Below are 24092 nucleotides of genomic sequence, written 5' to 3' on the forward strand. Positions count from 1 at the left end.
GATGGATACAGGAGACGCGGCGAGTTGATGATGTCGAACGAGGCGCTCCTTCTGGTCATCATTACCTTCCCATTCCTGGGAAGCCTGCTGGCCGCCTTCCTTCCGAGTACCGCACGCAACGCCGCGGCGGCGCTTGCCGGAACGATCGCTCTCGTCGGCACCCTATTGACGGCGCTGCTCTATTCGTCGGTGGCGGACGGTGCCGTCGTTCGAAGCGAAATAGAATGGCTGCCTTCGCTTGGCCTCAATCTCCTGATCCGGATCGACGGACTGTCGTGGATCTTCTCGACGCTCGTGCTCGGCATCGGCGCCTTGGTCGTGCTCTACGCCCGCTACTACATGTCGCCGGCGGACCCGGTTCCGCGCTTCTTCTCCTTCCTGCTCGCCTTCATGGGGTCGATGCTCGGCCTGGTGCTGTCCGGCAATCTCGTCCAGCTCGCCTTCTTCTGGGAACTGACCAGCCTCTTCTCCTTCCTGCTGATCGGCTATTGGCATCACAACCGAACCGCGCGCGACGCGGCCCGGATGGCATTGATCGCCACCGCCGCCGGCGGCCTCTGCCTGCTGATCGGCATCCTTGTGATCGGGATGATCGTTGGAAGCTACGATCTCGACCAGGTGCTGGCATCCGGCGATCTCATCCGCTCGAGCGACCTCTATGTTCCGGCGCTCATCCTGATCCTGATCGGCGCCTTCACCAAGAGCGCCCAGTTTCCGTTCCACTTCTGGCTGCCCCACGCCATGGCGGCGCCGACCCCCGTCTCGGCCTATCTCCATTCCGCGACGCTGGTGAAGGCCGGCGTCTTCCTGCTCATGCGCCTGTGGCCGGCGTTGGCGGGAACGGATGCCTGGTATTTCATCGTCTCATCGGCGGGGCTCGCCACCCTTCTGGTCGGCGCCTGGTCGGCGATCTTCCAGCAGGATCTGAAAGGGCTGCTCGCCTACTCGACGATCAGCCATCTTGGCCTCATCACCCTGCTTCTGGGCCTCGGCAGCCCGCTGGGGGCCGTGGCGGCGATTTTCCACGCCGTGAACCACGCCACCTTCAAGGCTTCGCTGTTCATGGCGGGGGGGATCATCGACCATGAAGCCGGCACGCGCGACCTCAGGCGGCTGAGCGGCCTGTACCGTTACATGCCGATCACGGCGACGCTGGCGATGGTCGCCGCCGCCGCCATGGCGGGCGTCCCGCTGCTCAACGGCTTCCTCTCGAAAGAGATGTTCCTGTCCGCCTCGCTCGAGGAGCATAGCGGCACGGTCCTCGACCAGCTGCTGCCCCTGATCGCGACGCTGGCGAGTGCCTTCTCCGTCCTCTATTCCTTCCGCTTCATCCATCAGACCTTCTTCGGGCCGGCCCCGACCGACCTGCCGCGCGAGCCCGGTGAAGCGCCGCCCTGGATGCGCGTTCCCATCGAGATTCTCGTTCTCGCCTGTCTTCTCGTCGGCATGCTTCCCTCGGCCACGATCGGTCCATTCCTCGCGACGGCGGTGCGGTCGGTGATGGGCGAGGACATGCCGACCTACAGCCTCGCCGTGTGGCACGGGTTCAATCGGCCCCTGCTGATGAGCGTCACGGCATTGGTGCTGGGCTCGATCGGTTATCTTGCCTTCCGCGACGCGCTTAACCGGCGCGAGGGAGCACCGCTGATCCGCCACCTCAAGGGCCGGAAGATTTTCGAAGCCGGCCTGGCCGTCGTCGTTTCGGCTGCGCGCGGTCTCGAACGGCTGCTGGGGACACGGAGGCTCCAGCCGCAGCTGCGCCTGCTGGTGCTGGTGGCTTTCATCGCCGGGCTGCTGCCATTCCTCCGGCTCGGCTATTCGCTGGGCGGCATGGAGGGGACCATCGTCGATCCCGGCTTCGCGGTCATCTGGATGATCGGCGGCGCCTGCGCGATCGGGGCGGCCTGGCAGGCCAAATATCACCGCCTCGCCGCGCTGATCCTGACGGGGGGCGCGGGCCTCGTCAGCTGCATCAGCTTTCTTTGGCTGTCGGCCCCCGATCTCGCCCTGACCCAGCTCCTGGTCGAGACCGTCACCACCGTGCTGCTGCTGCTCGGCCTTAGATGGTTGCCCAAGCAGCTCCCGGAGAGCTGGCCAGAGGGACGCACGCCCTTCGCCGTCCGGCGGCGCCGCGCGTTCGATCTGGCGATCGCCATAGCCGCGGGCATTGGCATGACCCTCATCGCCTATGCCGTGATGACACGCACCTTGCCCAACAGCATCTCGCGCTTCTTCGTTGAGCGAGCCTATCCGGACGCGGGCGGGACCAACGTCGTCAACGTGATCCTGGTCGATTTCAGGGCGTTCGACACGCTGGGCGAGATCACCGTGCTGGCCATCGTCGGCCTCACCGTCTTCTCGCTCCTGCGACGCTTCCGGCCCGCGCCGGAAAGCCTCGGGGTCCCCGAGCAGCAGCTGCACCAGGACGCCCTCGACGAAGCCCGCGAAGGCCGGAACGTCGGCGATACGCTCGCCAACTACCTTCTCGTCCCCTCCGTGATCATGGAGTGGCTCTTCCCCGTGATCCTCGTCTTCGCCATCTACCTCTGGATCCGCGGGCACGACATGCCGGGCGGCGGCTTCGCCGCAGGCATCGCTTTGTCGATCGCGCTGATCGTCCAATATATGGCGGCGGGAACGCGGCGGGTCGAAGCGCGGCTGCGGGTGCAACCGGCCCGCTGGATCGGCTACGGCATGCTTCTCGCCGCGCTGACGGGCGCGGGGGCATGGCTGTTCGACCGCCCCTTCCTCACCTCGCACTTCAGCTATCTCGACATTCCCCTGCTCGGGCGGATGCCGGTCGCGAGCGCGCTGCTTTTCGATCTTGCCGTCTTCCTTCTCGTGGTCGGCGCCACCGCGCTGGTGCTGATCGCACTGGCCCACCAGTCGATCCGAAGACCGTTCGTTCCTCCCGTCCGGCCGGCTCCGCTGGAGGGTGAAGGCTGATGGAGCTGGTCCTCGCCCTCGGCATCGGCATCCTCACGGGATCGGGCGTCTGGCTGATCCTGCGGCCGCGCACCTTCCAGGTGATCGTCGGCCTTTCGCTGCTGTCGTACGCGGTCAACCTCTTCATCTATGCGATGGGCCGGCTGCGGGTGGACGCCGCCGCGATCGTCGAGCGCGGCGCGACCGCGGATCCGTCCCACTATGCCGATCCGCTACCCCAGGCGCTGGTCCTCACCGCCATCGTGATTTCCTTCGCCATGACCGCGCTCCTGCTCGTGGTCCTGCTGGCGTCGCGCGGCCTCACCGGTACCGACCATGTCGACGGAAACGAGCCGCCGGCATGACGGAATGGACGGACCATCTCATCGTCATGCCGGTGCTGCTGCCCCTGGTGGCAAGCGCGCTGATGCTCCTGTTCGACGAAAGCCGACGCGCCACCAAGCGTGCGATCGGCCTGGCGACCGCGCTGGCCCTGGTGGCGATCTCACTGATGCTGCTCCACGGCGCGATCGACGCGTCCACGGCGCGCGTCTACCTGCTGGGCGATTGGCCGGCGCCGTTCGGCATTACGCTGGTGGTCGATCGGCTTTCGGCGGCGATGCTGGTGCTGGCCAGCATCCTCGGGTTCACCACCCTGCTCTATGCGTCCGCCCGCTGGGACCGGGCGGGGCCGCGTTTCCACGCGCTGTTCCTGCTTCAGCTGATGGGCCTCAACGGCGCCTTCCTCACCGGCGATCTGTTCAACCTGTTCGTCTTCTTCGAGGTGTTGCTGGCGGCGTCCTACGGCCTGCTGCTGCACGGCGCCGGCCGCAACCGGGTCTCGGCCGGGCTTCACTACATATCGATCAACATCGCCGCGTCCCTGCTCTTCCTGATCGGCGCCAGCCTCACCTACAGCGTCACCGGAACGCTCAACATCGCCGATCTCGCGACACGGATTCCCGCCGTCCCGACCGCCGACCTCATGCTCCTGCAAAGCGGCATCGGCATCCTCGGCGTCGCCTTCTTCATCAAGGCCGGGATGTGGCCGCTCGGATTCTGGCTGCCGACGACCTATTCGGCGGCCACGCCCCCCGTCGCCGCCCTTTTCGCGATCCTCAGCAAGGTCGGCGTCTATGCCGTGCTGAGGGTGTTGCTGCTGATGCCGATCGACGGCTCCGGAGCGCCCCCCCATCTCGGCAACCAGTGGCTCCAGTTCGGCGGCATGGCGACGATCGCCTTCGGGACGATCGGAGTGCTCTCCTCGCGGACGATGTCGCGCCTGGCCGGCTTCTGCCTCATCATCTCGTCCGGCACGCTGCTCGCCACCATCGGCGCCGGCGGTGCCGTGCTGTCCGGCGCGCTCTACTATCTGGTCAGCTCCACCTTGGCCGTCAGCGCCTTCTATCTGCTGACCGAGCTGGTCGGCCGCGGAGAGGCCGAAGCGGATGCGCCGGCCGGCGCCGACCCCGTTTTCGACGATGAATATGTCGGCGCACTGGAGAAGGGCGAGGAAGAGGAGATCGGCGTCGTCATCCCGGCCACGCTCGCGATCCTCGGCGGCGGCTTCATGTTCTGCGCGCTGCTGCTCTCCGGACTGCCGCCGCTGTCGGGCTTCATCGCCAAGTTCGCGATCATCGACGGACTGCTCGGCACCGGGGGCGAGATCGAGCCGGTGACCTGGGTGCTTATCGCCCTCATCATCGTCTCGGGAATGGCGACCATCATCGCGACGAGCCGCGCCGGCATAGACCTCATCTGGACGCCAGACCGGACCCCTCGCGACCTTCGCCTCTCCGAAGCGACGCCGGTCGGGATTCTCCTGGCGCTGTGCCTCGGCCTGATGGTCTTTGCCGGCCCGACCATGCGCTACATGGAGGATGCGGCCCGCTCGATCGACAACCGCGACCTGCCTGTCGGCCCGGCCCTCCCGGCGCCGCAACCGCGGGCCGCGCCATGAAGCCGTGGCTCCCCTATCCGCTCCTGGCGCTGGCCCTCCTCGCCATGTGGCTGCTGCTCAACCAGTCGCTGGCGCCGGGGCAGCTGGTGCTCGGCGGCGCGGTGGCCCTGTTCGCGTCGCGGGCGATGGCCGCGCTCCAGCCGGAAAAGGCGCGAATCCGGTCCGTCCGGCCGATCCCGCGCCTCGCGGCGCTGGTCTTCGCCGACATCATCCGATCGAACATCGCGGTCGCGAAGATCGTGCTCCTGCCGGGCCCGAGGAGGCGGGTCGCCGGCTTCGTGCGCATCCCGCTCGACATGAAGAACCGCTACGGCCTCACCATATTGGCCTGCATCATCACGGCGACCCCAGGCACCTGCTGGGTCCAGTTTGACCGCAACGCCGGGCGGCTCCTGATCCACGTCCTCGACCTGGTCGACGAGGAGACGTGGATCCGGCTCATCAAGCAGCGCTACGAGCGCCTGCTGATGGAGATATTCGAATGACGACGCTGTTCCTCGCCTGGTCGATCACCGGCGCCCAGGTCATGCTGGGGATGGCCATGGCCTGCGCGGCGTACCGCCTGCTCTTCGGGCCGCGGGCCCAGGACCGCGTCCTCGGCCTCGACACCTTCTACGTGAACGCCATGCTGATGCTGCTGACCTTCGGCATCCAGACCGGCCGCACCCTCTACTTCGAAGCCTCGCTGGCCATCGCCCTGCTGGGTTTCGCCGGCACCGTCGCCCTCTCCAAGTTCCTCATGCGCGGCGAGGTGATCGAATGATCCAGGCGCCCGACCTGCCGACCTGGGCCGCCCTGATGGTGGCTTTCATGGTCCTGCTTGGAGCCGGAATCACGCTGGTCGGCTCGCTCGGCCTCCTCAAGCTCAAGACCTTCTACGAGCGGGTCCATGCCCCCACCTTGGGGACGACGCTGGGCACCGGGTTCATCGTGCTGGGTTCGATGATTTGCTTTTCGGTGATCCAGTCCCGGCCGCTCGTGCACGAGCTGCTCATCATCGCCTTCGTGACGGTCACTACACCCATCACGCTCATGCTCCTGGCGCGAGCGGCGCTCTATCGCGACCGCACCGAAGGCAATATCGACATCGCGTCGCTGGGCGAGACCTCCAAGCGGGCCGAATAATATCTCCACTATAGCCGCCGCATACGCCTGCCGCATTCCAACGGCTCGCGACGCCTGATAAGGCTGGAGGAACCTCATGAGGAAGCGACCGTGAAGCGCGAACGGCCGGTGATCGGATGGCGCGAATGGGTGGAGCTCCCCGAGCTCATCGACCTGCCGATCAAGGCCAAGATCGATAGCGGCGCCCGCACCTCCTCGATCCACAGCTTCGGAACCCGCCGCTTCTACGATGGCGGGGCGCCCTGGGTGGAGTTCCTGCTCCATCCGATCCAGCGCCATGCCACGCCCGAGATCGCCGCGGTCGCGCCGATCAAGGACGAGCGCTGGGTCAAGAGCTCCAATGGCGAGGCCGAAAAGAGGATCGTGATCGAGACCGCCGCACGGCTCGGCGAAATTGAGTGGACGATCGAATTGACGCTCGCCTCGCGCGACGTGATGGGCTTTCGCATGCTGCTGGGCCGCGAGGCGATTCGGCGGCGTTTCCTCATCGACCCGGGCCGCTCCTTCCGCCAGTCGGATCGTCACCCGGCCGTCATCGAAAGCCTGGAACAAGCGTCCTCATGAAGATCGCCCTGCTCTGCCGCAGCCCCCACCTCTATTCCCACCAGCGCATCATGGAGGCGGCGAAGGCGCGCGGGCATGAGATCGACGCCATCGACCATCTCAGATGCACGATCGACATCGCCTCGCACCGGCCGAAAATCCATTATCAGGGCCGCGTCCTCTCCGGCTATGACGCCGTCATTCCCCGCATCGGCGCGTCCGTCACCTTTTTCGGAACGGCGGTGGTCCGCCAGTTCGAGATGATGCGGGTCTATTGCGTCAACGAATCCGTGGCGATCGCCCGCTCGCGCGACAAGCTGAGGAGCCTCCAGCTTCTCTCGCGCAAGGGCATCGGCCTGCCGATCACGGTGTTCGCGCACAAGACCTCCAACGCCGAGGACATCGTCAAGCTCGCGGGCGGCGCGCCGGTGGTGATCAAGCTATTGGAAGGCACCCAGGGCATCGGCGTCGTCCTCGGCGAGACTCCCAAAGCCGCAGAGAGCATCATCCAGGCGTTCGGCGGCGTGAACACCAACATCCTTGTCCAGGAGTATATCGAGGAAGCCAATGGCGAGGACATTCGCTGCCTCGTCGTCGGCGACAAGGTCGTGGCGTCGATGATGCGGCGCGGGCGCGAGGGCGATTTCCGCTCCAACCTCCATCGCGGCGGATCGGCGACGGCGATCAAGATCACGCCGCAGGAGCGGGCGACGGCGATCAGCGCTGCCAAGGCGATGGGCCTCAACGTGTGCGGCGTCGACATGCTGCGGTCCAATCATGGGCCGGTGGTGATGGAGGTGAACTCATCGCCGGGCCTCGAAGGCGTCGAGCAGGCGACGGGGGTCGACGTCGCCGGCAAGATCATCCAGTTTGTCGAGAAGAATTGGGAGCCGGGCAAGACGAGGACCAAGGGGAAGGGCTGAAATGCCAAGGGGGGCGTTCCGCATCGGAGAGGACGAAGTCGCGCCGGGCGAGCGGCGCCTCGTCAGCCTGCCGATGAGCGCGCTGGCCAACCGCACGCCGATGGCGCTCCCCGTTTCCGTCAGCCACGGCAAGCGCGACGGGCCCACCCTGTTCGTCAGCGCCGCCCTCCATGGCGACGAGCTGACCGGGGTCGCCATCTGCCGCCGCCTGCTCGCCTCCAAAGCGCTGGCGATCACGCGCGGCACTCTGCTGATGGTGCCGATCGTCAACGCCTTCGGCTTCATCGGCCACAGCCGCTACCTGCCCGATCGGCGCGACCTCAATCGCAGCTTCCCCGGCAGCGCCAGCGGCTCGCTCGCCGCCCAGCTCGCCCACATCTTTCTCAACGAGGTCGTGGCGCGCAGCGATTTCGGCATCGACCTCCACAGCGCCGCCATCCACCGCTGCAACCTGCCGCAGATCCGGGTCGACAGCCATGACGAGGAATCGCTGCGCCTCGCCCAGGCGTTCGGCGCGCCGATCATCGTCCACAGCGCCCCGCATGAAAATTCGCTGCGGCGGACCGCGCGAGAGCGCGGCGTGCCGGTCATCGTCTATGAGGGCGGCGAAGGGCTCCGGGTCGACGAGTTGTCGGTCAGCGTCGGCCTCCGCGGCGTCCTGAGCGTGATGGCGCATCTCGGCATGATCCGCAAACGCCGGGGCAAGCGCCGGACGCCGGCGCTGTCGACCAGCAGCCGCTGGGTGCGGGCCGAACAAAGCGGCATCTTCCGCCCGTTCAAGGGCATCGGCGACCATGTCGACGCCGGCGAGCGGCTCGGCGTCGTCGCCGACCCCTATGGCGAGAGCGAGACGGGGGTGGTCGCCAGCCTGGCCGGCATCGTCATCGGCCGCGCCAACATTCCGGCGGTGAACCAGGGCGACGCCCTCTTCCACATCGCTCGCGTCCAGAACGCTTCCCAGCTCGGCGCCCATTACGAGCGGCTGGAGCGCGAACTCGACACTGAGCGGCTGCTCGACGAGGACGAGATACGTTAACCGGCGTCATTGCGAGCGGAGTGAAGCAATCCAGTGCGGCATGCCACGCCCTAGATTGCCGCGTCGCTGCGCTCCTCGCAATGACGCGCTTGGACTCAGTCTTTGGTTTCCCGCGTCGGGACCAGCGCGTTGCACAAGTCGACGCCGCCCGCCGGCACGTCGAAAAAGTCGCCGCCGCGATTGGCCCGTCCGGTGACGTAGGCGGCGAAGGCCTCGCTGTCGGTGCGCATCACTTGATAGGCCGGGCGGCGCCCCTCCGGCAGATCGGCGGCGAGAGTGACGCGGGCGATCGGGATATGCTGCGCCTCATCCTTGTAGAAACCGAGCGCCTCGGTGCCGCGGGCGCGGGCGGCCAGATGCTCCATGCCGGTGAGCACGCGCCCGACCGTAGCGATGTTGCGGTCGAGGTGACGGGGCGCATGGCCGATCACGGCGTAAAGCTCGCCGCCCGTCCCGGTATCGGGTGAAAGCCCGCGCCCCACGCCGACCATGCCGTAGCAATGGGCGAGCCAGGCCTGTCCCGCCTCTGGATCGTAGCCGATGGGCCAGCCGCCGGCATATCCCGCCAGAGGGGCATAGCTGTCCGGATAACCCAAGGGACGCGCGGCGAGGCCCTGAAGCGGGCGGTGATATTCGGCCGGGGGCGCCTTGACCACGCCCTCGGGCAGTGGCTGGTCGCTTTCATTGGCGCCCCATTGCACGACATAATTGTCCTGCACGCGATAGATAGCGGCGCCGTTCCACCAGCCGGATCGGGCCAGAGCGCGGATGTTGGCGACATGGACCGGCGCGAAATCGGGCGCCAGCTCGATCGCGACGCGGCCGCCGTCGGCGAGCTCCATGATCAGCAGATTGTCCGCCGCCACGTCTCGCCAGGCGGCATCGGGCGCGTCGGCCACGACTTCGGACGGCTCGGTCGCATCCGTCACCGGCGCGGGCCGCCACATCCCGGCCGCGTCGGCTCCATCTCGAGGGGCCGTGTCGGCCTGACCGCACGACATGACGAGACCGGCGGCGGCCAGCGCCGTCACAAGCGGAACGAAACGCATGATCTTGAAACTCCCCTGTTCCTTTTGGCGACACTCTCCTTCGCCGCGGCGCCGGGATCAAGGGTCATGTAGAGGGGGTCGTCACGCCCCCTATCCATGACGTGTGGGGAGTTAAGACGCGATTTCGAGCACTGGCTGGGGGGGGGTGGAGTCTTCGGGAGCGTGCAACCGGCGCAGGCTCTGGAGGTGCAGGGCGGACAGGCCGAAATGGGCCCGAGCCGCCTTTTCGCTGTTGGCTCTAAGCGCCGAGTCGAACTCCTGCATGGCGCGGTTGGAATGAAATTGAATCTGGTCCGATTTCGTCATCATCCACTTCCGAATCGAGGGGTGTAGCTTCTTACCCTGCCTATATTTCGGCAGAACGCGCATTTACCTGTGTTTCTAATCGACCTCTTCTTGAGACGAGTGGCAGACCACTGCCGCTGAAGCTTCTGACTCATGATGGGCAAGGCCATCTCTACCGAGCAACTGCGTCATTATCATGACGGCCTCGATTCTATTTCCGGGCCGCCTGGCCGATTGCCTAGGCGGGGGACGGCGGTTAAGAGGTGGCGCTTCGTCGGATTGAAGGGGTTGGCATGGCGGACGAAGCGCCTGCAGTGGGTATCATCATGGGCAGCCAGTCCGACTGGGAGACGATGCGCCATGCCGCCGAATGCCTCGACGGGCTCGGCATCGGCTATGAGACGCGGATCGTTTCGGCCCATCGCACGCCCGACCGGCTCTATGCCTATGCGAAGAGAGCGGCCGGGCGCGGCGTCAAGGTCATCATCGCCGGCGCCGGCGGCGCGGCGCATCTGCCCGGCATGACGGCTTCAATGACGCGGCTGCCGGTGCTGGGCGTGCCGGTGGAATCGAAGGCGCTGTCCGGCATGGACAGCCTGCTTTCGATCGTCCAGATGCCGGCCGGCGTGCCCGTCGGCACCCTCGCCATCGGCAAGGCCGGGGCGACGAACGCGGGCCTGATGGCGGCCGCCATCCTCGCCACCCATGACGAGGCGCTGGCCGAGCGGCTCGACGCATGGCGCCAGCGCCAGACGGACGGCATCGCCGACAAGCCTGAATGACTCTGCCGCCCGGTTCCACCATCGGCATCGTCGGCGGCGGCCAGTTGGGGCGCATGCTCGCCATGGCCGCGGCGCAGCTCGGCTATAAATGCCACATCTACGCACCCGACAAGGATCCGCCCGCCGCCGAGGTGGCAGCGCTGTTCACACGCGGCGTCTATAATGACGAACAGGCCCTCGCCCGCTTCGGCGCCGAGGTCGACGTCGCCACCTACGAGTTCGAGAATATCGCCGCCGGGCCGCTCTCCGCGCTCGCCGACCACGCACCGCTCTATCCGCCCCGCGCCGCGCTGGAGATCGCGCAGGATCGCCTCAGCGAGAAGGATTTCGTCACCCGCCTCGGCGGACGTCCGGCACCCTATGCCGCCGTTTCCTCTCGAGACGAGCTGGAGGCGGCCCTCGGCCGGATCGGCGCTCCCGCGATCCTGAAGACGCGGCGCTTCGGCTATGACGGCAAGGGCCAGGCCAGGATCATGAATGCGGCCGAAACGGACGAGGCCTGGGCGGACGTCAGGGGCGCCCCTTCTGTTCTCGAAGGCTTTATCCGGTTCGACGCGGAATTCTCGATCCTGCTCTGCCGCGCGCCCTCCGGCGAGGTGCTGCTCTGGGACGCGCCGGAGAATGTGCACAGCCACGGCATTCTCGACCATTCGAGCGTTCCCGCCGACCCGGCGCTCCGGCCCGCCATCGCCGAAGCCCAGGCGCTCGCCCGCAAGGTCGCCGACGCGCTCGACTATGTCGGCATGCTGACCCTGGAGTTCTTCGCGACGGCGGACGGCGCGGTGTTCAACGAGATGGCGCCGCGCGTCCACAATAGCGGCCACTGGTCGATCGAGGGCGCGCTCACGTCACAGTTCGAAAACCACATCCGCGCCATTTGCGGCCTGCCGCTCGGCGCCACCGATCTGATCGTGCCGGAAGTAACGATGCAGAACCTGATCGGCGACGATGTCGAGAGATGGCGCGACATCCTCTCCGATCCGGCCGCCCATCTCCACCTCTATGGCAAAGGCGAAGCGCGCCCCGGCCGCAAGATGGGTCATGTCACGCGCCTGATCGGTCGCGGCGAGCGGCTCTAGCAGAAACCGTCATTGCGAGGAGAGCAGCGACGAAGCAATCCAGCCGGGCAGGTGCTGGATTGCTTCGCTGCGCTCGCAATGACGGTGAGCGGTGGGTTGCTTACTCCAGAGTCATCGTCTCGACGGGCAGGCCCAGCGCGTCGAGCTGCGGCCTCACCTTGGCGGCGTCGCCCACCACCACCCAGACAAGTTGCTTCGGATCGATCACCGTGCGCGCCGCCTGGTCGAGCTCGGCCGCGGTCATCGCCTTGTAGCGGCTGGCCAGCGTCTCCTGATAATTGTCGGGGCGGTCGTAGAGGGCATTGCCCTCGATCGCGCCCAGCACCTCGGAGGACGTCTCGTAGCTGCCCGGCAGCTCGCGGATGCTGCCGTTGATCGTCCGCGACAGTTCGTCCGGCGTCACGCCCTTGTTCGACAGGAACATGTTCATCTGCTCCTGCAGCGCGGCGATCGACGGGCCGGTCTTGTCGGTCTGCACCGGTGCGTAGACGATGTAGGGCACACGGTGCTCGACGCGGTTGACGAAGCCCTGCACGCCATAGGCCCAGCCCTTGGTCTCCCGAAGCTCGGTGTTGAGGCGCGAGAGGAAGCTCCCGCCCAGCACCTCGTTGGCGGCCAGGAGCGTCGTCAGGTCGTCGGTCCCCTGGACGGGAAGGATAGAGCCGGCAAGGATCAGCGACTGCGGCGACTGCGGCCGATCGATCAGCACGATGCGCGGCTTGGGCGCCGGGATCGCTCCGTCCAACGTCTTCGTTCCTTTGGGCGTCGCCGGCAGCGCCCAGTCACCGAAATTCGCCTCCAGCAGCGGCGCGATCTCGGCCAGCGTCGAATTGCCGACCACGAAGATCTGCGCATTGTCCGGCCGGATCCAGCGCTGGTGAGCGGCGACGATGTCCTCGCGCGTCAGCGCCTTCACATCGTCGGCGTGGCCGGAGCCGGTGAACGGCGTGCCGTAAGGGTGCTGCTCGCCGTAAAGGAGCGGCGGCAGGGTGCGGAGCGCGATGCCGACCGGCTGGGTCAGCTCGCTGGCGATGCCCGCCAGCTGCTGCGCCCGCAGCCGCTCGATCTCGCCGGGATCGAAGGCCGGGTTCTTGACGATGTCGGCCATGAGAGCGAGCGACGCCGCCAGGTTCGGCTCCAGCGCCGACAGGGTGACGGTGGTGCGGTCGAGCGACGGGTCGATATCGATGCCGGCGCCCAGCCGCTCCCGCGCCTCGGCAAGTTCGCGGGAGTTCATGCTCGTCGTGCCTTCGTCGAGCAGCGACGCCATCAGGTTCTGGAGCCCCGCCTTTCCGTCCGGGTCGGCCGCATAGCCGGCGTCGAACTCCACGGCGACGAGCACCACCGGAACGGCGGCGCGGCGGGCGAACACGACCTCGATGCCGTTGGAGAGCCTGGACCGCTCGACGTCGGGGAAATCGAGGTCGGCGATCGGCCCCACTTCGGGAAGCTTGGAGCGGTCAACCTGAACGAAGCCCTGCGGCTCGGGCGCGAGCGGCTGCTCGCCCGGGCCGGGCGCGCGATAGTAGCGCGGGCGCTGCGTCACTCCGCCCGCCTTGGAGACCTCGGCCTCTTGATAGGGATCGCGCTCGCCGGGCACGACGCGAAGCACATAGGCCGGCCGGGTCAGCCATTTCTGGAGCGCCGCCTGCACGGTGGCCGGCGTCACTTCGGCATAGGCGGCGAGCTGCTTTTTGTAGAAGCTGGGATCGTTCGCGTAGAGCGCGCCCTCGGCCAGCGCGACGGCCTTGCCGCCGAAGCCGCCGACCTCCTCCAGGCCTTTGATGCGGTTCGCGACCACGCTGGTGACGGCGCGGCTCACTTCATCCTCGCTTGGGCCCTTGGCGATGAGATCGGCGATGATCGCATCGAGGCGCTGGGCGACCGGTTCGGGATCCTGGCCCGGCTTCACGTCCACCTGCACTTCGAAGATGCTGAGGCGGTGGAAGGGCTGGAGATTGGCGGAGACCCGCACCGCCGTCTGGTCCTGGCGCACCAGCTCGTTGTCGAGCCGCGAGCTGGCAAGGCCGCCCAGGATGGAGGCGCCGACGTCGAGCGGCACCATTTCCGGATCGAGCAGGCCGGGCACGACCCAGTTGCGATAGAGGCGAACGGTCGCGACCTTGTCCTTCATCACCTCAGTGACGGGCGTGGCGAGGGTCGGAACGGAGGCCTCGGCGGGCACATTCTCGGGCCCGCGCGGAATGTCGCCGAAATATTTATCGACCAGCGGTCGCGCCTCGGCCGCATTGATGTCGCCGGCAAGGACCAGGACCGCGTTGTTCGGCCCGTAATTGTCGGTGAACCACTTCTTCACATCGGCGAGGCTGGCGGCGTCGAGGTCGGCCATCGAGCCGATGGTGGAATGGGCATAAGGATGCCCCTCCGGAAAGAGCGCTTCGAGCTGCGCATATTCGACGAGACCATAGGGCTGGTTGTCGCCCTGGCGCTTCTCGTTCTGGACGACGCCGCGCTGATTATCGAGCTTCTCCTGGGTCACCGCGCCGAGGAGATGGCCCATGCGGTCGCTTTCGAGGAAAAGCACCGTCTCCAGCGCCGCTCGCGGCACCGTCTGGAAATAGTTGGTGCGATCGAACCAGGTCGTGCCGTTGAGGTCCGTCGCCCCGATGCGGGCGAGCGGCTCGAAATATTCGCCCGGAGCGTTCTCCGAGCCGTTGAACATCAGATGCTCGAAAAGGTGGGCGAACCCGGTCTTGCCCTCCGGCTCATCCTTGGAGCCGACATTGTACCAGATGGACACCGCCACTACCGGCGCCTTGCGGTCCTCGTGGACGACGACCCGCAGGCCGTTGTCGAGGGTGAACTGCTCATAGGGAATATCGACAGCCTGGACGAGCTCCGAGATCGGTGCGGGCGCCGGCGCCTGCGCCGTCGCGTTGGCTGCGACCGCGGCCGGCGCGGGGCTGTCGCTCACCGTCGTGGCCGAACAGGCCGCGAGCGCCAAAGCAGAGAGAAGCGTGATCGGTAGCTTCAAGAGGCGCATCGGTGATTCCTCCCACTCGGTTTGCCGCGACCCTAACGATCTGATTTATACATGCAATACGCTCTTGTGCATCGCGGCCAAGTTGCCGACAAGTTGTTCACATCCTTTCTTCTTCCGGGGGAATCATGCACTTCAAGATACTGACCGCAGCCACGGCCCTGTCCCTTTCGGCCGCGGCCTTGGCCCAGCAGGCGGCGGAACCCACCTTCACCGCCGACGCCTTCCGCGCCCATGTCGCCTTTCTCGCCGACGATCTTCTCGAGGGCCGCAATACCGGCGAGCGCGGCTACGACCTCGCCGCCCGCTACGTCGCCACCCGCTTCGAGGCGCTGGGGCTGATGCCCGCGGCGGAGGGAAGCTGGTATCAGCAGGTGCCCTTCCAGGAGAGCCGGCTCGGCGAAGCACCCGCCACGCTCACCATCGGCGGCAAGAGCTTCGCCAATGGCGAGAATGTGTTGATCGGCCCCAGCACCCATGAGCCCAGACAGGAACTGAGCGGCGAGGTGGTCTTCGTCGGCTTCGGCCTCGATGCGCCGGAGAGTGGCTTCGACGATTATGCCGGCCTCGACATCAAGGGGAAGGTGGTCGCCATGCTGAGCGGCTTTCCCAAGGGCACGCCGAGCGAGCTCGGCGCCCATCTCGCGTCCGAGAAGGCACGTATGGCCGAGGAGCATGGCGCGATCGGCATCCTCAGCATCCCGACCCGCAGTTCGCTGAAGACCTTTTCGTGGGAACGCCGCCAGAAATATGCCGACGAACCGTCGCTCACCTGGGTAGCCAAGGACGGCACCCCCTATGACTCGGCACCCGGCATCCGCTTCAGCGCGTCGCTTAACACGCCGGCCGCGGAAGCTCTGTTCGCCGGCGCCCCCAAATCCCTGTCGGCGGTGCTCGACCTCGCCGAAAAGAAGGGCGGCAAGCCCAAGGGCTTTACGCTGAAGCCGTCGGTCGAATTCGAGCGCAGCAGCGTCAAGACCGCGCTCACCAGCCCTAATGTGGTCGCGGTGCTGCCCGGCTCCGACCCGGCCCTCGCCGACGAATATGTGCTGCTCATGGCCCATCTCGACCATGACGGCGTCAAGGACGAGGGCGAGGACCGCATCATGAACGGCGCGATGGACAATGCCAGCGGCATCGCCACCATGCTGGTAGTCGCCCGCGCCATGGCGACCTCGCCCGAGCGGCCGAAGCGCCCGATCCTCTTCGCCGCCGTCACCGCCGAGGAGGACGGCCTGCTCGGCTCCCAATATCTGGCTAAGAACCCGGTGGTGGACGGCAAGGTCGTCGGAGTCGTCAATCTCGACATGCCGGTCTTGCTCTACGATTTCACCGACGTCATCGCCTTCGGCGCCGAGCATTCGACCCTGGGCCTCATCGTCGAGCGCGCCGCGGCCCGGATGAATGTCGCTCTCGCCGAGGACCCCATGCCGGAACAGGGCCTGTTCACGCGCTCCGACCATTATCGCTTCGTCCAGGAAGGCGTGCCCTCGGTGTTCCTGATGACGGGCTTCTCCAATGGCGGGAAGGAGAAGTTCACCCACTTCCTTTCCACCAACTATCACACCGTCAGCGACGAGATCGCCCTTCCCTTCGACTGGCAGGCCGGCGCCAAGTTCGCGCGGATCAACTATCTGATCGCCCGCGAGATCGCCGACGCTCCAGAGGCGCCGCGCTGGTACGCGAACGACTTCTTCGGCGACACCTTCGCGCCCAAGGCGAGCAAGGCGACAGCGCCGTAAGGGAAAAATCCATAGTCATGTCACAAGCGCGGGAGCTCGCTCGTCAACCCAGCGAGCTTCCCGCTTCCGGGAAGCAGCAAAGCTGGAGACCGAACATGACGATGAAGCCCAGACTGGACCCGCTCGCCACCGCCACGGCCGATTTGAAGCCGATGCTGGCGCTCAGCGAAAGCGTCCATGCGAGCGGCCTCGAGCGGAGCCTGATCGAGCTCGTGAAGATCCGGGCGTCCCAGATCAACGGCTGCGCCTATTGCATCCACATGCACACGACCGAAGCGCGCAAGATGGGCGAGACTGAGGAGGCCATCTACCTGCTCGACGCCTGGCGCGAGAGCCCGATCTATTCGGACCGCGAGCGCGCGGCGCTGGCCTGGACCGAGGCGCTGACCCGTGTCGCCGATACCCATGCGCCGGACGAGGATTATGCCCGGCTCGACGCTCATTTCTCGGATGAGGAGAAGGTGAAGCTTACCCTGCTCATCGGGGTAATAAACACGTGGAACCGCATCGCCATCGGCTTCCGGGCGGTCCACCCGGTCGAGACGGCCGAGCGCGCGGCGGCGTGAGGAGACCATGACCACGGCAACGATCCCAGGCGGCGACGGCGCGAGCCTGTTCGAGGCGAACAGGAAGTTTCTCCTCGGCCTCGCCTATCGCATGCTCGGATCGCTCGCCGAGGCCGAGGACGTGGTGCAGGACAGCTATCTGCGCTGGCAGGCGGCGGACCGGAAGGCCGTCGCCTCGCCGCGTGCCTTCCTCTCCACCATCGCGACGCGCCTGTCGCTCGACCGCCTCAAATCGGCGCGCGCCCAGAGGGAGCAATATGTCGGTCCCTGGCTCCCCGAGCCGATCGTCGACGAGGGCCCCTTGCCGGGCGAGGCGATCGAGCTGGCCGACGACCTCAGCTATTCGCTGCTGCTGGCGTTGGAACGCCTCTCGCCCCTGGAGCGCGCCGCATTCCTGCTGCACGACGTTTTCGATCTCGATTATGGCGAGGTGGCGGAAGCGCTGCAGCGAAGCGAGGCGAGCTGCCGGCAACTCGCCGCCCGCGCCCGCAAGAACATTCGCGCCGCACGGCCGCGCTACCGGGCGAAGCGGGAGGAAGCCGAGCGCCTCGCCACCGCCTTTCTCAAAGCATCTCGTGAGGGGGATGCCGAGGCCCTCAAATCGCTGCTTGCCGAGGAAGTCGAACTCCACACCGATGGCGGCGGCCTGCGCCCCGCCGCACTCAACGTCATTAGCGGCCGCGACAAGATCATCGCCTTCTTCTCCGGCTTCGCGCGCAAGGGCGGCGGCGTGCTGCCGGAGATCCTCCATGTCGGCGTGATCAATGCCGCGCCAGGGATCGTCACCTTGGAGCCAGATGGCTTGCCCCAAACCACGGCGCTGGAGGTGGAGGACGGCCGCATCAAGGCGATCTACGTCGTGCGCAATCCCGAGAAGCTGAGGCAATTCGGAACTTTCGACTGACTGTGGCAATGAGCCTTTTGCGGCGGCATGCGGGGTCTTGTGTTGCGAAAATGCAACATTACATCGCACCCGACCAGTAGAAGGGGCAGTCATGAACCTCGAAAAATTCACCGATCGGGCACGCGGATTCCTTCAGTCGGCCCAGACCGTCGCCGTACGCATGAACCACCAGCGCATCGCGCCCGCGCACCTGTTGAAGGCGCTGCTGGAGGACGAGCAGGGCATGGCCTCGGGCCTCATCGCCCGGGCCGGCGGCAGCGCCCAGGCGGCGCTGAGGGAGACGGACGAAGCCTTGGCGAAAATACCCGCCGTCTCGGGAAGCGGCGCCACTGCCGCGCCCGCGCTGGACGGCGAGACGATCCGCGTCCTCGATCAGGCGGAGCAGATCGCGCAGAAGGCGGGCGATTCCTACGTCACCGTCGAGCGGCTTCTGCTCGCGCTTGCCATGTCCAAGACGGATGCCGGCAAGGCGCTTACCGATGCGGGCGTCAAGCCCGAGGCGCTGAACGCCGCGATCAACGAGCTACGCGGCGGCCGCACGGCGGACACGGCCTCGGCCGAGGATCGCTACGACGCGCTCAAGAAATTCGCGCGCGACCTGACGCAGGCGGCACGGGACGGCAAGCTCGACCCGGTCATCGGCCGCGACGAGGAGATCAGGCGGACCATCCAGATCCTGGCGCGGCGAACCAAGAACAACCCGGTGCTGATCGGCGACCCCGGCGTCGGCAAGACCGCGATCGCGGAAGGACTGGCGCTGCGCATCGCCAATGGCGACGTGCCCGACACCTTGAAGGACCGGCGGCTTATGGCGCTCGACATGGGCGCGCTGATCGCTGGCGCCAAATATCGCGGCGAATTCGAGGAGCGTCTGAAGGGCGTGCTCGACGAGGTCCGCCAGGCCGAGGGCGAGGTCATCCTCTTCATCGACGAGATGCATACGCTGATCGGCGCCGGCAAGGCCGAAGGCGCCATGGACGCGGGCAATCTGCTGAAGCCCGCCCTCGCCCGCGGCGAGCTCCATTGCATCGGTGCCACCACGCTCGATGAATATCGCAAATATGTCGAGAAGGACGCGGCGCTGCAGCGGCGCTTCCAGCCGGTGTTCGTCGGCGAGCCCACCGTCGAGGACACGATCTCGATCCTGCGCGGGCTCAAGGAGAAATATGAGCTGCACCACGGCGTGCGGATCACGGACGGCGCGATCGTCTCGGCCGCGACGCTGTCGAACCGCTACATCACCGACCGCTTCCTCCCCGACAAGGCGATCGACCTTATGGACGAGGCCGCCTCGCGCCTGCGCATGGAGGTGGAGTCCAAGCCCGAGGAGATCGAGACGCTCGACCGCCGCATCATCCAGATGAAGATCGAGCGGGAGGCGCTGAAGAAGGAAAGCGACAAGGCCTCCAAGGACCGGCTGGCCGCGCTCGAGGCGGAGCTCGCCAATCTGGAGCAGCAGTCGAGCGAGCTGACCCAGCGCTGGCAGGGCGAGAAGGAGAAGATCCAGGCCGAAGGCAAGCTGAAGGAGCAGCTCGATCAAGCGCGGCTGGAGCTGGAGCAGGCGCAGCGCGCCGGCGATCTCGCCAAGGCCGGCGAGCTCGCCTACGGCACCATCCCAACCCTGGAGAAGCAGCTCGCCGAAGCTCAGTCGGCCAGCGAAAGCGCGATGCTGCGCGAGGAAGTGACGGCCGAGGACATCGCCTCGGTGGTCTCGCGCTGGACCGGCATTCCCGTCGACAAGATGCTGGAAGGCGAGCGCGAGAAGCTGCTCAACATGGAGGAAGCGCTGGGCAAGCGCGTGATCGGCCAGGAGGATGCGGTGAAGGCCGTCTCCGCCGCCGTTCGCCGCTCACGCGCCGGCCTCCAGGACCCGAACCGGCCGCTGGGCTCCTTCCTGTTCCTCGGGCCGACCGGCGTCGGCAAGACCGAGCTCACCAAGGCGCTCGCCGGCTTCCTGTTCGACGACGATGGCGCGATGGTCCGCATCGACATGTCCGAGTTCATGGAGAAGCACAGCGTCGCCCGCCTCATCGGCGCCCCTCCCGGCTATGTCGGCTATGAGGAAGGCGGCGTGCTGACCGAAGCGGTGCGGCGGAGACCCTATCAGGTCGTGCTGTTCGACGAGGTTGAGAAAGCGCATTCGGACGTGTTCAACGTCCTCCTCCAGGTGCTCGATGACGGCCGCCTGACCGACGGCCAGGGGCATGTCGTGGACTTCTCCAACACCCTCATCATCCTGACGTCGAACCTTGGCAGCCAGTATCTCTCGTCGATGACGGACGAGCAGAGCGTCGAGGATGTCGAACCGCAGGTGATGGACGTCGTCCGCGGCCATTTCCGGCCGGAATTCCTCAACCGTCTCGACGAGATCATCCTGTTCCACCGCCTGGGCCAGGCCCATATGGCGCCGATCGTCGATATCCAGGTCGCGCGTGTCCAGAAGCTGCTCGCCGACCGCAAGGTGAAGCTGGAGCTGACCGATGGGGCGCGGGCGTGGCTGGGCCGCGTCGGCTACGATCCGGTCTACGGCGCGCGGCCGCTGAAGCGGGCTGTGCAGAAATATCTGCAGGATCCGCTGGCGGACGCGATCCTCAAGGGCGAAGTGCCGGACGGCTCGACGGTCCGCGTCGAGGAAGGCGACGGGAAGCTGCTGCTGGCGACCGCGGCCTGATCTTGAAGACGCGAGCGGCGGCTATTCGCTGGGCGCGTTCGCCCGTCGCCGCTCCAGCAGTTCCTGCACTTTTTCGGAAAGGCGGCGCGTGTCGTCGATGCTCGCGCGCAACCCCTCCTGATCGCGTTCGATCTCGCGCAGCCTTTCTTCTTTCGGATCGGTCGTCATGCCCACCCCATTTCAGGTTGGCCCATTAACTCCGGTTAACGGCTGCCGTTCCTCGGCTCGCCGCATGGAGGACACGAAAAAGGGCAGAGCCGAAGCCCTGCCCTCCTTCATTTCCCCTGTTGCCCGTTCTTAGAAGCGAACCTGGACGCCGGCGTAGAAGCGGCGGCCGAACACATCGTAGACGTCGGCAGCCGTGTCGGTGCCGGTCGTGTTGAACGAGGTGCCCGACAGCAGGCGCGGTGCCTTGTTGTCCAGCAGGTTGTCGACGCCGACATAGAACTCGAAGCGCTCGTCCGCGATGAAGCGGGCCTGGCTGTCGAGATAGAATTCGGAGCCGATCTTGATGGCATCCGGTTCCAGGCCGTAGGCCGCCAACAGCTGGTCATCCTCGCGGGCCTTGCCGACATAGGTGCCCGTGAAGTTGAGGCTGAAGTCGTCCTGACCATAGCCGAGGTTGGCCGTGAAGCGGTCCTTCGAGTTGCCGACCTCGCCGACGAACGGATCCTTGTCGGCGCCCGGGACCGGCACGACGAAGCCGTCGAACAGATGCGTGTAGGCGATCCGGCCGCTGAGGCGTCCATCGGGATCAAGGGCACCGAATGCCGTGGTGTAGGCCACCGCGACGTCCAGTCCCTCGACCTTGAGCTTGCCGCCGTTGAACAGCGGCGAGTCGATATACTCGAGCGAGCCGGCGCTGTTGATGGCGGTGTTCGTCGCCCGACGGTCGATCAGGTCGCAGAACGACGCGTCACCCCCGCCATAGCACTGGTCCAGGATGAACTGGCGCGGCGGCGATACGATCGCGTCCTTGATGCTGATGTTGTAATAGTCGGCCGTCAGCGTGAGGTTACGCAGCGCGTCGATCGAACGCGGATTGATCGCGACACCCACCGTGTAGGAATCGGACTTCTCTTCGTTCAGATTCGGGTTGCCGCTGTTGAAGCCGCTGATCCCCTGGCGATCGGACTGGTTGAGGGTGAATTCCCCATTCTGCCGGATGTTGGCGAGTACGCCCGCATCCGCACGGCAGTTGTCGCCGATCACGCCGCCACCGGTGAGGCCGATGCCTGCGCAAGGATCGACGAGGCCGCTCGGGAAGGTCTGCGACGGTCCGGTGAACAGCTCGCCCACGTTCGGTGCGCGCACCGAGCGGGCATAGCCGCCCCGGAACTTGATGTCGGGAATGGGAGACCATTCCGCGCCGACGTTGTAGGTGTAGACCGTGCCGACCGTCGAATAATCGGAGAGACGGGCGGCCGCACGCAGAGCCAGCATGTCGAAGAAGGGCGTGTCGGCGAGGATCGGAACGTTGATTTCGCCGTAGACTTCCTTGACGTCGAACGAACCGCTGGTGTCGGGAAGCGCGTTGCCGGCGTTGAGGCCCGCATTGGTGAGCGCATCCCAATTCTCCGAGCTGCTCTCCTTGCGATACTCGGTGCCGATAGCCACCCCGAGGTCGCCCGCCGGGAGGGTGAGCAGCGAACCCGACAGGTTGGCCGAAACCACATGCTGCGAGATGCTGGTGTTGTACGATTGCTCCGCGGCGATGTAGCGGGCGGCCTCCGGCGAGATGGAGTTGAAGCCGAAGATGTTGACCGGGACGCAGCCCTGGGCACGTGCTTCGGCACTCGCGCAGATCACGTCGGTGGTCGACCCGTTATTGTTGAGGTCGTCGATGTCCTGAACGGCGGCCAGCGCGTTGGCGAAGTTCAGCACGTTCGGCTGACCGTTCGACTGCTGGGATTCCGTCGTGCGGCCGTAGACGTAGCTGACGTCCCAACGGAAATCGTCGAAGATGCTGCCTTCGAAGCCGGTCGCGACCCGGTAGAAGTCACGGTTGGTGCTGCCGTTGCGGCTGCCCAGATCCGCGAGACGCTTCGAGAAGCTGATGTCACGCAGCCCGTCGCCGTCTTCATCGACCGCGGCCGCGGCGATTGCGGCCGGAACGAAGGGGTTCACCCGCACGACGCCGTCGACCAGCGTCTCGATCGGAACGAGACCGCCAGAGCTCGAGAAGATGTCATCCGAACCCAACGGATAGGGCTCGATCTCGCGGGAGGAGTTGGTGTTTGCGTAAGTGCCTTCCGCGAAGAAGTTGATGTCGTCAGTGACCTCGTAATTACCCCGAGCGGCGAAAAGATACCGCTCCACGGGAACCGCAATGGTGCGATAGAACTGACGATTGAAGCCGTCCGCGCCCACGCCATCCCCGTTCGGGCCGTTGGTAGAGAAGCCTTCCTTCAGATTGTTGTTGGCGTCGTAGGTGAAGCTACGGCCGTTAGCGACGAACCGACCTTGCGGCGCGAAGCTTGAGAAATAGGGCTCAACCGAGGTTCCGAAGTCGGCTGGATCACCGGTGAAATAGGCCCACTTGTCGGCGTCGTCGTAAACGGTGTTCTTGCGGTCGCGGGACAGCAGACCTTCCTGCTTCGTATAGCCCATATGGACCATGAGGTTGCCGCGATTGTCGGCGAAGTTGCCGCCATAGGTCAGATTGACGCGGTAGTTCGCATCGTCGCCGCGCTCGGTGATGCCGTACTGCGCATCGGCGACGAGGCCTTCGAAATCGGTCTTGTAGACAAAGTTGACAACACCGGCGACGGCGTCCGAGCCGTAGAGCGACGAGGCACCGCCGGTCAGGATGTCGACGCGCTCGATGAACTGCGTCGGAATGACGTTGAGGTCGACGGTGGAGGAACCCGGCAGGCCGGCGACGACGCGGCGGCCATTGATGAGGACCAGGGTGCGGTCCGAGCCGAGGTCGCGAAGGTCAACGGTGGCGGCACCCGTCCCGGAGGTGAGAAACGCCGAGTTGGTGCGGCTGAGCGCGGGTGTGCCGAACACCGGATTTTCGAGGAGCAGGTCCTGGATATTGGTGACGCCGGAGTTCTGGATGGCCTCCTGGCTCACCACCTGGATCGGCGAAACGGAGTCGATCTCCGGCCGGGCGATGCGCGAGCCGGTGACGACGATCGCATTGCCGCTGTCCGCGGCGACGGCGGATTCCTCGGAGGGAGCGACGGCCGCGTCCTGGGCGAACGCCGGAGCGGCGCCGCCGGCGATGCCGATCAGCAGTGTCGAGGCCATTAGGCGCTGACGAAGACGATTATCCATTTACGCTAAAGCTCCTGTCAGGAAACAAAGGTGCACGCCCTCCCCGGGAGATGGGAGTAGGGAGGGCGTGCGGGGGACGGGAGCCGGCTAGTCCGGGGAGGCGTTGAGGGGCAAGCGGCGGTTTCTACCGTATCGCGCCGCTGCGGAAATCTGTCGCTTTTCTGCAACAAATCAAGCAATTGCGGGAACGGACAGCTTGACAGCTAAGTTGCGAGAAAC

At 66.2% G+C, this 24092-nt stretch carries 19 protein-coding genes; 15 read left to right on the forward strand and 4 right to left on the reverse strand.

All coding sequences use genetic code 11. The annotated features are described in order from the left end of the window. Positions 1-27: 27 nt before the first annotated feature. From DF286_RS05055 to DF286_RS05095, 9 genes are all read left to right on the forward strand, one after another. Positions 28-2946: a monovalent cation/H+ antiporter subunit A gene (locus DF286_RS05055; protein ID WP_243444850.1), complete on the forward strand. Its 2919-nt coding sequence runs from the start codon at positions 28-30 to the stop codon at positions 2944-2946. Further along, positions 2946-3290 carry a Na+/H+ antiporter subunit C gene (locus tag DF286_RS05060; protein WP_109270439.1) on the forward strand — a complete coding sequence of 115 codons (345 nt, stop codon included), beginning with the start codon at positions 2946-2948 and terminating at the stop codon, positions 3288-3290. The genes DF286_RS05055 and DF286_RS05060 overlap by 1 nt, the downstream gene beginning before the upstream one ends. After that, on the forward strand, positions 3287-4885 hold the full coding sequence (locus tag DF286_RS05065; RefSeq protein WP_109270440.1) for a monovalent cation/H+ antiporter subunit D: 1599 nt from the start codon (positions 3287-3289) through the stop codon (positions 4883-4885). The genes DF286_RS05060 and DF286_RS05065 overlap by 4 nt, the downstream gene beginning before the upstream one ends. Continuing rightward, entirely contained in the window at positions 4882-5370 is a 489-nt protein-coding gene (locus tag DF286_RS05070; RefSeq protein WP_109270441.1) for a Na+/H+ antiporter subunit E, read from the forward strand. Before DF286_RS05065 ends, DF286_RS05070 begins: the two co-directional genes overlap by 4 nt. Next, entirely contained in the window at positions 5367-5648 is a 282-nt protein-coding gene (locus DF286_RS05075) for a K+/H+ antiporter subunit F (protein WP_109270442.1), read from the forward strand. The genes DF286_RS05070 and DF286_RS05075 overlap by 4 nt, the downstream gene beginning before the upstream one ends. Further along, complete coding sequence (gene mnhG, locus DF286_RS05080; protein ID WP_170303936.1) at positions 5645-6010, forward strand: monovalent cation/H(+) antiporter subunit G; 366 nt, start codon at positions 5645-5647, stop codon at positions 6008-6010. The genes DF286_RS05075 and mnhG overlap by 4 nt, the downstream gene beginning before the upstream one ends. Before the next feature lie 90 nt (positions 6011-6100). Next, positions 6101-6574 (forward strand): ATP-dependent zinc protease family protein, encoded by a 474-nt coding sequence (locus tag DF286_RS05085; protein ID WP_109270443.1) that lies wholly within the window; start codon positions 6101-6103, stop codon positions 6572-6574. Beyond that, on the forward strand, positions 6571-7476 hold the full coding sequence (gene rimK, locus DF286_RS05090) for a 30S ribosomal protein S6--L-glutamate ligase (RefSeq protein ID WP_109270444.1): 906 nt from the start codon (positions 6571-6573) through the stop codon (positions 7474-7476). Before DF286_RS05085 ends, rimK begins: the two co-directional genes overlap by 4 nt. 1 nt (position 7477) lies before the next feature. Beyond that, entirely contained in the window at positions 7478-8512 is a 1035-nt protein-coding gene (locus tag DF286_RS05095) for a succinylglutamate desuccinylase/aspartoacylase family protein (RefSeq protein WP_109270445.1), read from the forward strand. Between the two features lie 95 nt (positions 8513-8607). Here the strand turns inward: DF286_RS05095 and DF286_RS05100 are convergent, their stop codons facing one another. Continuing rightward, on the reverse strand, positions 8608-9561 hold the full coding sequence (locus tag DF286_RS05100; protein WP_243444723.1) for a peptidylprolyl isomerase: 954 nt from the start codon (positions 9559-9561) through the stop codon (positions 8608-8610). A gap of 578 nt (positions 9562-10139) precedes the next feature. Between DF286_RS05100 and purE the strand changes: the two genes are divergently transcribed. After that, a complete protein-coding gene (gene purE, locus DF286_RS05110) occupies positions 10140-10628 on the forward strand; it encodes a 5-(carboxyamino)imidazole ribonucleotide mutase (protein WP_109270447.1) in 489 nt (162 codons plus the stop codon). Then, positions 10625-11707, forward strand: a complete 1083-nt coding sequence (locus DF286_RS05115) for a 5-(carboxyamino)imidazole ribonucleotide synthase (RefSeq protein ID WP_109270448.1) — start codon at positions 10625-10627, stop codon at positions 11705-11707. Before purE ends, DF286_RS05115 begins: the two co-directional genes overlap by 4 nt. Before the next feature lie 100 nt (positions 11708-11807). Here DF286_RS05115 and DF286_RS05120 read toward each other — a convergent pair whose 3' ends face one another. After that, a complete protein-coding gene (locus tag DF286_RS05120) occupies positions 11808-14711 on the reverse strand; it encodes a M16 family metallopeptidase (protein WP_109270449.1) in 2904 nt (967 codons plus the stop codon). 125 nt (positions 14712-14836) lie between these two features. Here DF286_RS05120 and DF286_RS05125 point away from each other — a divergent pair, with 125 nt between their 5' ends. The 4 genes from DF286_RS05125 (at position 14837) to clpB (ending at position 20591) form a co-directional block, all read left to right on the forward strand. After that, positions 14837-16450 (forward strand): M28 family metallopeptidase, encoded by a 1614-nt coding sequence (locus DF286_RS05125; RefSeq protein ID WP_109270450.1) that lies wholly within the window; start codon positions 14837-14839, stop codon positions 16448-16450. 101 nt (positions 16451-16551) lie between these two features. Continuing rightward, on the forward strand, positions 16552-17016 hold the full coding sequence (locus DF286_RS05130) for a carboxymuconolactone decarboxylase family protein (RefSeq protein WP_109272029.1): 465 nt from the start codon (positions 16552-16554) through the stop codon (positions 17014-17016). 7 nt (positions 17017-17023) lie between these two features. Next, the gene (locus DF286_RS05135) at positions 17024-17920 is read left to right on the forward strand and encodes a sigma-70 family RNA polymerase sigma factor (protein ID WP_109270451.1); all 897 of its coding nucleotides are present in this window, start codon (positions 17024-17026) and stop codon (positions 17918-17920) included. Positions 17921-18011: 91 nt separating this feature from the next. Then, positions 18012-20591, forward strand: a complete 2580-nt coding sequence (gene clpB / locus DF286_RS05140; protein ID WP_109270452.1) for an ATP-dependent chaperone ClpB — start codon at positions 18012-18014, stop codon at positions 20589-20591. Positions 20592-20612: 21 nt separating this feature from the next. On the opposite strand, the gene DF286_RS15105 is transcribed toward clpB, so the two are convergent. Beyond that, a complete protein-coding gene (locus DF286_RS15105; protein WP_158274635.1) occupies positions 20613-20759 on the reverse strand; it encodes a hypothetical protein in 147 nt (48 codons plus the stop codon). Between the two features lie 129 nt (positions 20760-20888). Beyond that, complete coding sequence (locus DF286_RS05145) at positions 20889-23873, reverse strand: TonB-dependent receptor domain-containing protein (protein ID WP_109270453.1); 2985 nt, start codon at positions 23871-23873, stop codon at positions 20889-20891. Between the last annotated feature and the right edge of the window lie 219 nt (positions 23874-24092).

The sequence above is a fragment of the Sphingosinicella humi genome, assembly GCF_003129465.1.
Classification (GTDB): domain Bacteria; phylum Pseudomonadota; class Alphaproteobacteria; order Sphingomonadales; family Sphingomonadaceae; genus Allosphingosinicella; species Allosphingosinicella humi.

What these genes read in the sequence shown, in the direction of transcription:
- DF286_RS05055 (WP_243444850.1), top strand. Translation starts at nt 28, where the DNA reads ATGATGTCGAACGAGGCGCTCCTTCTGGTCATCATTACCTTCCCATTC.
- DF286_RS05060 (WP_109270439.1), top strand. Translation starts at nt 2,946, where the DNA reads ATGGAGCTGGTCCTCGCCCTCGGCATCGGCATCCTCACGGGATCGGGC.
- DF286_RS05065 (WP_109270440.1), top strand. Translation starts at nt 3,287, where the DNA reads ATGACGGAATGGACGGACCATCTCATCGTCATGCCGGTGCTGCTGCCC.
- DF286_RS05070 (WP_109270441.1), top strand. Translation starts at nt 4,882, where the DNA reads ATGAAGCCGTGGCTCCCCTATCCGCTCCTGGCGCTGGCCCTCCTCGCC.
- DF286_RS05075 (WP_109270442.1), top strand. Translation starts at nt 5,367, where the DNA reads ATGACGACGCTGTTCCTCGCCTGGTCGATCACCGGCGCCCAGGTCATG.
- mnhG (WP_170303936.1), top strand. Translation starts at nt 5,645, where the DNA reads ATGATCCAGGCGCCCGACCTGCCGACCTGGGCCGCCCTGATGGTGGCT.
- rimK (WP_109270444.1), top strand. Translation starts at nt 6,571, where the DNA reads ATGAAGATCGCCCTGCTCTGCCGCAGCCCCCACCTCTATTCCCACCAG.
- DF286_RS05095 (WP_109270445.1), top strand. Translation starts at nt 7,478, where the DNA reads ATGCCAAGGGGGGCGTTCCGCATCGGAGAGGACGAAGTCGCGCCGGGC.
- DF286_RS05100 (WP_243444723.1), bottom strand. Translation starts at nt 9,561, where the DNA reads ATGCGTTTCGTTCCGCTTGTGACGGCGCTGGCCGCCGCCGGTCTCGTC.
- purE (WP_109270447.1), top strand. Translation starts at nt 10,140, where the DNA reads ATGGCGGACGAAGCGCCTGCAGTGGGTATCATCATGGGCAGCCAGTCC.
- DF286_RS05115 (WP_109270448.1), top strand. Translation starts at nt 10,625, where the DNA reads ATGACTCTGCCGCCCGGTTCCACCATCGGCATCGTCGGCGGCGGCCAG.
- DF286_RS05120 (WP_109270449.1), bottom strand. Translation starts at nt 14,711, where the DNA reads ATGCGCCTCTTGAAGCTACCGATCACGCTTCTCTCTGCTTTGGCGCTC.
- DF286_RS05125 (WP_109270450.1), top strand. Translation starts at nt 14,837, where the DNA reads ATGCACTTCAAGATACTGACCGCAGCCACGGCCCTGTCCCTTTCGGCC.
- DF286_RS05130 (WP_109272029.1), top strand. Translation starts at nt 16,552, where the DNA reads ATGAAGCCCAGACTGGACCCGCTCGCCACCGCCACGGCCGATTTGAAG.
- DF286_RS05135 (WP_109270451.1), top strand. Translation starts at nt 17,024, where the DNA reads ATGACCACGGCAACGATCCCAGGCGGCGACGGCGCGAGCCTGTTCGAG.
- clpB (WP_109270452.1), top strand. Translation starts at nt 18,012, where the DNA reads ATGAACCTCGAAAAATTCACCGATCGGGCACGCGGATTCCTTCAGTCG.
- DF286_RS15105 (WP_158274635.1), bottom strand. Translation starts at nt 20,759, where the DNA reads ATGACGACCGATCCGAAAGAAGAAAGGCTGCGCGAGATCGAACGCGAT.
- DF286_RS05145 (WP_109270453.1), bottom strand. Translation starts at nt 23,873, where the DNA reads ATGGATAATCGTCTTCGTCAGCGCCTAATGGCCTCGACACTGCTGATC.